Origin of the sequence: Actinomadura fibrosa (assembly GCF_900659615.1) — a bacterium.
In the GTDB taxonomy this organism is placed as follows: domain Bacteria; phylum Actinomycetota; class Actinomycetes; order Streptosporangiales; family Streptosporangiaceae; genus Spirillospora; species Spirillospora fibrosa.
The window spans coordinates 43,883-50,569 of record NZ_CAACUY010000050.1 but is presented as its reverse complement, the minus strand read 5'-3'; the positions used below and the strand labels follow the sequence as shown (position 1 = coordinate 50,569).

Genomic DNA, 6,687 nt, shown 5'->3' with positions numbered 1-6,687 from the left:
ATGCGCGCCTCCAGCGCGTCGGGGGTCGGGACGCCGGGGGACCGGGGCATGCGCGTGACAGTACAGGGAACTCCAGACAATTCCAGCGTTTTCCAGCATGGCGGCGGAGGATCCGCCGGTCAGGAACGCGGGTCACGGCGCAGCGGATGCGCCTCGGGCACCTCCACGACGACGATCCTGACGCCGTCGGGGTCCTCGATCCACATCTCCACCAGGCCCCACGGCTCCTCGCGCAGTTCCCGGACGATCCGCGCGCCCGCCGCCGCGAGCCGCTCGTGCTCGGCGCGGACGTCCCGGACCTGGAGCCAGATCATCGGGGACGGGCCCGTGCCGCCCTCGCCGTGCCCCGACACCTCCAGGAACCCCGGGCCGAGGAAGAACACGATGCCGGGGGAGTCCGCCGGGCCGAACTCGCGGTACACGGCGAGCCCGAGGACGTCGCGGTAGAAGCGCTGGCTGCGTCCCGGGTCCGCCGGGCGCAGCAGGATGCGGCTGCTCAGAACCTCCATGCCCCCATCCTCGCGTCCGCCGACCCGGCGTCCCGCACCGCCACCCCGCATGCCAGCCTTGCCACATGTCCGACACCCAGAATCCCGGCTCCGGCGGCGCGCCCGCTCCTCTCCCGGTGGACTCGCCCGTGGAGGCGTCCTACGACGCCGGTGCGGAGACGGGCGCCGTCTGGCTCGTCCGGCACGGCGAGAGCGAGTCGAACGCCGGGCTGCCGACGAACGGCCCCGGCGCCGCGCCGCTGACCGCGCGCGGCCGCGCCGAGGCCGATCGGGTCGCCGCGTCCTTCCCCCGGCCGCCGGGGCTGGTCGTCAGCTCGCCGTTCGTGCGGGCCAGGGAGACCGCGGCGCCCACCCTGGCCCGCTTCCCCGGCGTCCCGTACGAGGAGTGGCCCGTCCAGGAGTTCACCTACCTCGGCGACCTGCACGGGCCGCGGACGACGAACGCGGAACGCCGCCCCTTCGCCGAGGCGTACTGGGACAGGGCGGACCCCGCACTCGTCCTCGGCGGCGACGGCGAGTCGTTCGCCGGCCTTCTCGACCGCGTGCGGGCCTTCACCTCGCGCCTTGAGGACGGTCTCGCGGGGCGCCACGCCGGCGAACTGATCGCCGTGTTCACGCACGGCATCTTCATGCGCGCGCTCATGTGGTCGCTGTTCACCGGCGTGGAGCGCCCCGGCCCGGCGGACATGCGCGCGTTCCGCCGGTTCGCGGACGCGTGCACCATGCCGAACGGGGGCATCGTCGAGCTGCGTCCGCCGCGTCCCGGCACCGGCCGCCGGGGCCTGGTCGTGATCGGCGGCGCGACGGCGCACCTCGCCCCCGCGCCCGCTCCCGCACTTGCTCCCGCGCCTCAGCCGGGGAAGCTCGCGAAGTAGGTCGCGGCCATGTCCTCGTCGCCGTGGCCCTGCGCGAGCGCGCGGCGGAACCGCTCGTTCGCGGCGTCGTTCAGGTCGAGGCGGACCTTGGCGGACTCGGCGGCCTCGTGGATGAGCCGGGTGTCCTTCTCCGCGTTGCGGAGCGCGAAGCTCGGCTCGAAGTCCTCGGACAGGATGGCCTTCATCTTGACCTGGAGGTAGCCGCTGTCCAGCGGGCCGCCCGTGACGACCTCCCCGAACAGCGCCGGGTCGAGCCCGAGCGCCTTCACCAGCGCGAGGGACTCGGCGATGATCGAGGTCGTCGAGATGGCGTAGCCGACCGCGGCGAGCTTCAGCCGCGTGGCCGCCCCCGAGGCGCCGTCCTCGGCCAGCCACAGCGTCTTCGCGCCGACCGATCCGAACACCGGCTCCAGCGCGGCGCGGACGTCCTGCGGGCCGGCGGCCAGGATGATGAGCTTCCCCTGCTCGGCGGGCTGCTTCGTGCCCTGGACGGGCGCGTCGACGAACGTCAGCCCCCGCTCGGCGGCGAAACCGGCCAGCTCCGGCACGGCGGCGACGCCGACCGTGCTCATCTGCGCCCAGACCTGCCCCTCGCGCAGGCCGGGGGCGGCCTCGGTCATGGCGGACAGCACGGTGTCGCCGTCGGTGAGCATCGTGATGACGACCTCGGCGCCCTCGACGGCCTCGGCGGGCGATCCGGCGACGGCGGCGCCGTCGGCCCGCAGCGGCTCGGCATTGGCCGCGGTGCGGTTCCACACGGTCACCCGGTGGCCGTTGCGGAGCAGGTTGCGGGCCATCGGGGCGCCCATGATGCCGGTGCCCAGCAGCGCGACGGTGGTCATGCGAGACTCCCTTTTTCTTGACCGATCATTACAGTTCGTTGAGGATGGTGCGGCACCCGCCGGACCGGGTCTCTACCCGGAAACGGGCAGCGCCCCCAGTGCGGTGTCGACGACCGCGGCGAGGCGGCGCCGGTCGGCGCCGGCCTTGCCCTGGACGCGCAGCCCCTGGACGGCCGTCGTCACGAAGTCGGCGAGCGCGGTGACGTCGGCGTCCGCGGGCAGCTCGCCCCGCGCCCGCCCGCGCCGCAGCGCCCTCTCGACCAGCCCGGCGACCGCGTCGAACGAGTCGCCGACGATCCGCCCGGCCACCGCGTCGCCCGGCAGGCGCTCCACGGCCGCGTTCGTCATCAGGCAGCCGCGCCGCCGCGGGTCGCCGACCGTGTCGTCGACGACGTACAGCAGCAGGTCCCGGACGAGCTCGCGGACGGGCGCGTCGCGCTCCAGGCGAGCGGCGATCCCGGCCAGCGACCGTTCGGAGTAGTGGCGCAGGGCGAGCTCGTACAGGCCGTCCTTGCTGCCGAACGCCGCGTAGAGGGAACCCCGGCCGATCCCGGTGGCCTCGACGAGGTCCTGGACCGACGTCGCCTCGTAGCCGCGGCTCCGGAACACCTCCGTCGCCGCGGCGACCGCGGCCTCGGTGTCGAACTCCCTGCTGCGCGCCATGCGACCGACGCTAGGCGAATCTGTAACGTCCGGTCAAGTTCGGACGCGAGGCCGAAGTCCGCTCAGCCGTAGGCCGGACTGTCCTCCGGGACGTCGGCGTCGCCGTGCGCTCCGGAGCCGGCGCCGTCGAGCGGATCGGTGTAGGGCGCGGCGAACACCTCCAGCGTCCGCTCCAGCTGCGCCGACCACCACGTCACCAGCGCGGCGGAGGCGCGCTCACCCGCGCCGTCCTCGCCCGCGGCGCCGCCCTCCCCGCCGTCGCCGAGGTACCGGTGGCGGAGCGGCGCGACGTCGCACAGCCGCTCCCACCACGTCCGGTGCACGGCGGACTGGATCTGCCCCGCGTCCAGCGGGAACGCGGCCCGGTGGCCCCGCACGAACGCCTGGACGCGGTCGAGGTCGAGGCCCCGGTCGTCGTCGCACGCGAACAGCCGGGCCGCGGCCCGCACCACCTCGCCGGCCACCGGCCCGGTGGTGAGGCCGTCCCAGCCGAGGACGGCCGTGACGTTGCCGGACCCGCCGTAGCGCAGGTGCCGCGCGCCGAACGAGCCGTGCAGGTGGCCGACCGTGCTCACCTCCATCTCCGGCGGCTGGTGGTCGGCCATCTCGTCGAGCAGGGCGCGCCGCTCCCGCAGGCGCCGCGCGGTCAGCGCGTCGAAGTCGGTGCCGCCGCCGTCCGGGACGGCCGCCAGCAGCGCGTCGACCGCCGCGACGGCGTCCGCGGCGCGCGGGGTCGGGACGAGCATGCTCTGCTGCACCGGCGGCGTCAGGCGGTCGAGGCCCGCGTGCAGGCGCCCGAGCAGGCCGCCGAGCTCCTCGCACTGCCCGAAGGTCAGCTCCAGGCCACCGCGCCGCCGCCCGGCGACCCACGGGTACAGGACGTAGCCGCGCCCGCCCGCAGTGACGAGCGTCCGGCCGCCGCGCGCCGGGACCGGCGCGAGCACGGGCAGGCCCGCCGCGTCGAGCGCCGCGGTGACCCGGTGCTGGAACAGCACGCGCCGCCGGTCGGGCTCGGCGTACTCCTTGAGGAAGAACGGCCCCGCGGCCGTGCCGACCCGCCAGCACCGGCGGCCCGGCGCGGTGCGGACGGGCGCCGCGTCGAGGGGCCCGGCGCCCGCGGACCCCTCCGGCGTGAGGCCCCAGCGTCCGAGCAGCCGGGGCGGGGGCGGCTCGGTGTCAGCCTTCTGCGACATCGGCACCTCGGTACCTCGGCGGCCTCGGACGGTCAGCGGTCGAACTGATGTTCCCCACCGACGCTACACGCCCCGGCGCCCGCCGCGAAAGGGAACCGCCCGTCTCAGGCGCGTTCGAGCACGACCACCGGGATCGGCCGGCCGGTCTTCTTCTGGTACTCGTCGTACTGCGGCCAAACGGCGGCCATCTTCTTCCACAGCGCCGGCTTCTCCTCCGGCGTCGCGGTACGCGCCCGCGCCGTGAACTTGTCGCCCTTCACCTGGACCCGCACCTCCGGGTTCGCCTCCAGGTTCCGGTACCAGAGGGGCGGCTCGTCCGCGCCGCCGTTGGACGCCACGACCAGGTACGCGTCGCCCTCCTGCTGGTAGATCAGCGGAGTGGTGCGGGGCTGCCCGCTGCGCCTGCCCGTGGTCGTGAGCAGCAGCGTGACGGTGCCCTGCCATTCGTGCCCGACCTCGCCGTCGGTCTCCTGGTAGCGCTTGACGTGTTCCTTACCGAACAGCATGGTTCCCCTTCCCTCGTCCTACCCGGTCGTCCGGGCGGCGACCGGTCGCGCCGGCGCCGCTCCGCCCGGTGGTCCTTCCCGGTCGGTGCCCGTCGATGCCAGGCGATCACTACGCTGGGCCGGTGAGCGACGCGGCGGAGGTGGCGCGGCGGTGCGCCGAGACGATGTACGCGCGGGACAGGGTCGCCCAGGACCTCGGCATGCGGATCGCCGAGATCGCGCCCGGACGCGCCCGCCTGCGCATGACCGTCGGCGGCACGATGGTGAACGGGTTCGGCATCGCGCACGGCGGCTACCTGTTCCTGCTGGCCGACTCGGCGTTCGCCTACGCCTGCAACACCCATGACGCCGTCACGGTCGCCGCGTCCGCCGACGTCGTCTTCGTCGCCCCGGCCCGCGCCGGCGACGTCCTGGAGGCGACGGCCGTGGAGCGCACCCGCTACGGCCGCAGCGGCGTCTACGACGTGACCGTGCGCCGCGTCCCGGACGGGGAGGTCATCGCCGAGTTCCGCGGCGGCAGCCGGACCCGGAACGAGCGCGTCCTGGACGACGACGCGCCGCCGTGACCGCACCGCCTCCGACCGAGCCGTGTCGCGACCGGCCGGCTCGGGACGTGCCCGGGGTCAGAGCTCGCTGAGGATGCGGGAGAGCTGGCGTCCGGTGTCGTCGGGACGCGCGGCGGTGATGCAGAGGTTGTTCATGGCGCGCATGTAGGTGTCGACGTCCGTCGGCTTGTCGAGGTAGAGCGCGCTGGTGAGCTGCTCCAGGTAGACGACGTCGGACAGGCCGGGCTCGGCGAACCGCAGGATGGTGAACGGGCCGCCCGCCGCGGCGTGCCCGCCCGCGCCGAACGGCACGATCTGCAGCGTGACGTTCGGGAGCTCGGACATCTCGATGAGGTGCTGGATCTGGCGCCGCATCACGTCGCGGCCGCCGAGCGGGCGGCGCACGACCGCCTCGTCCAGGACGGCCCAGAGCGTCGGCGCGCCCGGGGCGACGAACCGCTTCTGCCGGGTCGTGCGGACCTGGACGCGGCGCTCCACCTCCTCCTCGGAGGCTTCGGAGAAGCCCAGGCGGACGACGGCGCGCGCGTAGTCCTCCGTCTGGAGCAGCCCGGGGACGAACTGGAGCTCGTAGGTGCGCAGCAGCGACGCCGCCTCCTCCAGCCCGAGGTAGACCTCGAACCAGCTCGGCAGGACGTCGCCGTACCGGTGCCACCAGCCTGGGGTGTTGGCCTCCTTGGCCAGCTCCAGCAGCGGAGCGCGCTCGGCGGGGTCGGAGACGCCGTACAGGGTGAGCAGGTCGGCGACGTCGCGCTCCTTGAAGCCGACGCGGCCGAGCTCCATCCGGCTGATCTTGGAGTGCGAGCCGCGGATCTCGTATCCGGCCTGCTCGGTGGAGATCCCGCGCGCCTCGCGGAGCCGGCGGAGCTGGGCGCCGAGCAGGATGCGCAGCACCGTGGGGCCGCCCCGCCGGGGATAGTCGATCAGCCGGCCGGCCTGATCGCCCTCGGCCGGAGGGGTGGGTGCAGCTGAATCCTGGGGCAAGGGGTCACCAGCCAGTCGACGGGTCTGCGCGAGGGCGGAACGGCACCGCCCTATGTTAGAGGATGGGACCGCTCTTTTGGGAAGTATGAAAAACGCGTCATCGGTGAAACGACGCCTCCATGGTAGACGGCCCGCGAGGGTGCGGTGAGCGGCCGAACGGCGGCTTCCGGGCCCACTCCCGCCACCCGCGCCCGCCACCTGGCTGAACGCGGTTCGGGCGCCGATCCGGTCACTTGGATCGTGACCATCGCCCGTGACCAGTGCGGTCGGTGGTGGAGCGGGTGCGGAACGTGTCATCCGGCGCGCGGTCCCGCAGGTGCGATGGTCATTTCCGATAAGGGCCCGACCGGGGACGCCCCGGAAAATGGGAAGCCTTCTTATGCGTCCCGCATGGCCAATGGACCCGGTTTATCGCGTCCGCTCGCATGACACCGTAATGACGGACGGCTTGCGCTTCGGAGAACATTTGCCGCGCGCTCCACCCGGTGACCGGCCGGTCGCCTCCGGTGCCGCCCCGGCGGCGTTCCGGCGGCGGCCCGTCTCCCGGCGCCA

Annotated in this window: 8 protein-coding genes; 2 read left to right on the top strand and 6 right to left on the bottom strand. The window is 74.2% G+C overall.

The window, feature by feature from the left end; genetic code table 11:
* Positions 1-119 precede the first annotated feature (119 nt).
* Positions 120-509 carry a VOC family protein gene (locus E1300_RS19310; RefSeq protein ID WP_131758414.1) on the bottom strand — a complete coding sequence of 130 codons (390 nt, stop codon included), beginning with the start codon at positions 507-509 and terminating at the stop codon, positions 120-122.
* Between the two features lie 65 nt (positions 510-574).
* On the opposite strand from E1300_RS19310, the gene E1300_RS19305 reads away from it, so the two are divergent.
* On the top strand, positions 575-1,384 hold the full coding sequence (locus E1300_RS19305; protein ID WP_131758413.1) for a histidine phosphatase family protein: 810 nt from the start codon (positions 575-577) through the stop codon (positions 1,382-1,384).
* Here E1300_RS19305 and E1300_RS19300 read toward each other — a convergent pair.
* The 4 genes from E1300_RS19300 to E1300_RS19285 all read right to left on the bottom strand — a co-directional run bounded on the left by E1300_RS19300 (position 1,360) and on the right by E1300_RS19285 (position 4,588).
* Positions 1,360-2,226: an NAD(P)-dependent oxidoreductase gene (locus E1300_RS19300; RefSeq protein ID WP_131758412.1), complete on the bottom strand. Its 867-nt coding sequence runs from the start codon at positions 2,224-2,226 to the stop codon at positions 1,360-1,362. The genes E1300_RS19305 and E1300_RS19300 overlap by 25 nt on opposite strands.
* Positions 2,227-2,298: 72 nt before the next feature.
* Complete coding sequence (locus tag E1300_RS19295; protein WP_131758411.1) at positions 2,299-2,889, bottom strand: TetR/AcrR family transcriptional regulator; 591 nt, start codon at positions 2,887-2,889, stop codon at positions 2,299-2,301.
* A gap of 62 nt (positions 2,890-2,951) precedes the next feature.
* Positions 2,952-4,082: an aminoglycoside phosphotransferase family protein gene (locus E1300_RS19290; protein ID WP_242619238.1), complete on the bottom strand. Its 1,131-nt coding sequence runs from the start codon at positions 4,080-4,082 to the stop codon at positions 2,952-2,954.
* 104 nt (positions 4,083-4,186) lie between these two features.
* A complete protein-coding gene (locus E1300_RS19285) occupies positions 4,187-4,588 on the bottom strand; it encodes a nitroreductase family deazaflavin-dependent oxidoreductase (protein WP_131758410.1) in 402 nt (133 codons plus the stop codon).
* A 95-nt stretch (positions 4,589-4,683) separates the two neighbouring features.
* Here E1300_RS19285 and paaI point away from each other — a divergent pair, with 95 nt between their 5' ends.
* A complete protein-coding gene (paaI, locus tag E1300_RS19280; RefSeq protein ID WP_131758409.1) occupies positions 4,684-5,154 on the top strand; it encodes a hydroxyphenylacetyl-CoA thioesterase PaaI in 471 nt (156 codons plus the stop codon).
* Positions 5,155-5,211: 57 nt separating this feature from the next.
* Here paaI and E1300_RS19275 read toward each other — a convergent pair whose 3' ends face one another.
* Positions 5,212-6,078: a Sco1979 family transcriptional regulator gene (locus E1300_RS19275; RefSeq protein WP_131758420.1), complete on the bottom strand. Its 867-nt coding sequence runs from the start codon at positions 6,076-6,078 to the stop codon at positions 5,212-5,214.
* Positions 6,079-6,687 lie beyond the last annotated feature (609 nt).

Coding starts and splice junctions, on each gene's coding strand:
- E1300_RS19310 (WP_131758414.1), bottom strand. CDS start 509: ATGGAGGTTCTGAGCAGCCGCATCCTGCTGCGCCCGGCGGACCCGGGA.
- E1300_RS19305 (WP_131758413.1), top strand. CDS start 575: ATGTCCGACACCCAGAATCCCGGCTCCGGCGGCGCGCCCGCTCCTCTC.
- E1300_RS19300 (WP_131758412.1), bottom strand. CDS start 2,226: ATGACCACCGTCGCGCTGCTGGGCACCGGCATCATGGGCGCCCCGATG.
- E1300_RS19295 (WP_131758411.1), bottom strand. CDS start 2,889: ATGGCGCGCAGCAGGGAGTTCGACACCGAGGCCGCGGTCGCCGCGGCG.
- E1300_RS19290 (WP_242619238.1), bottom strand. CDS start 4,082: ATGTCGCAGAAGGCTGACACCGAGCCGCCCCCGCCCCGGCTGCTCGGA.
- E1300_RS19285 (WP_131758410.1), bottom strand. CDS start 4,588: ATGCTGTTCGGTAAGGAACACGTCAAGCGCTACCAGGAGACCGACGGC.
- paaI (WP_131758409.1), top strand. CDS start 4,684: ATGCCAGGCGATCACTACGCTGGGCCGGTGAGCGACGCGGCGGAGGTG.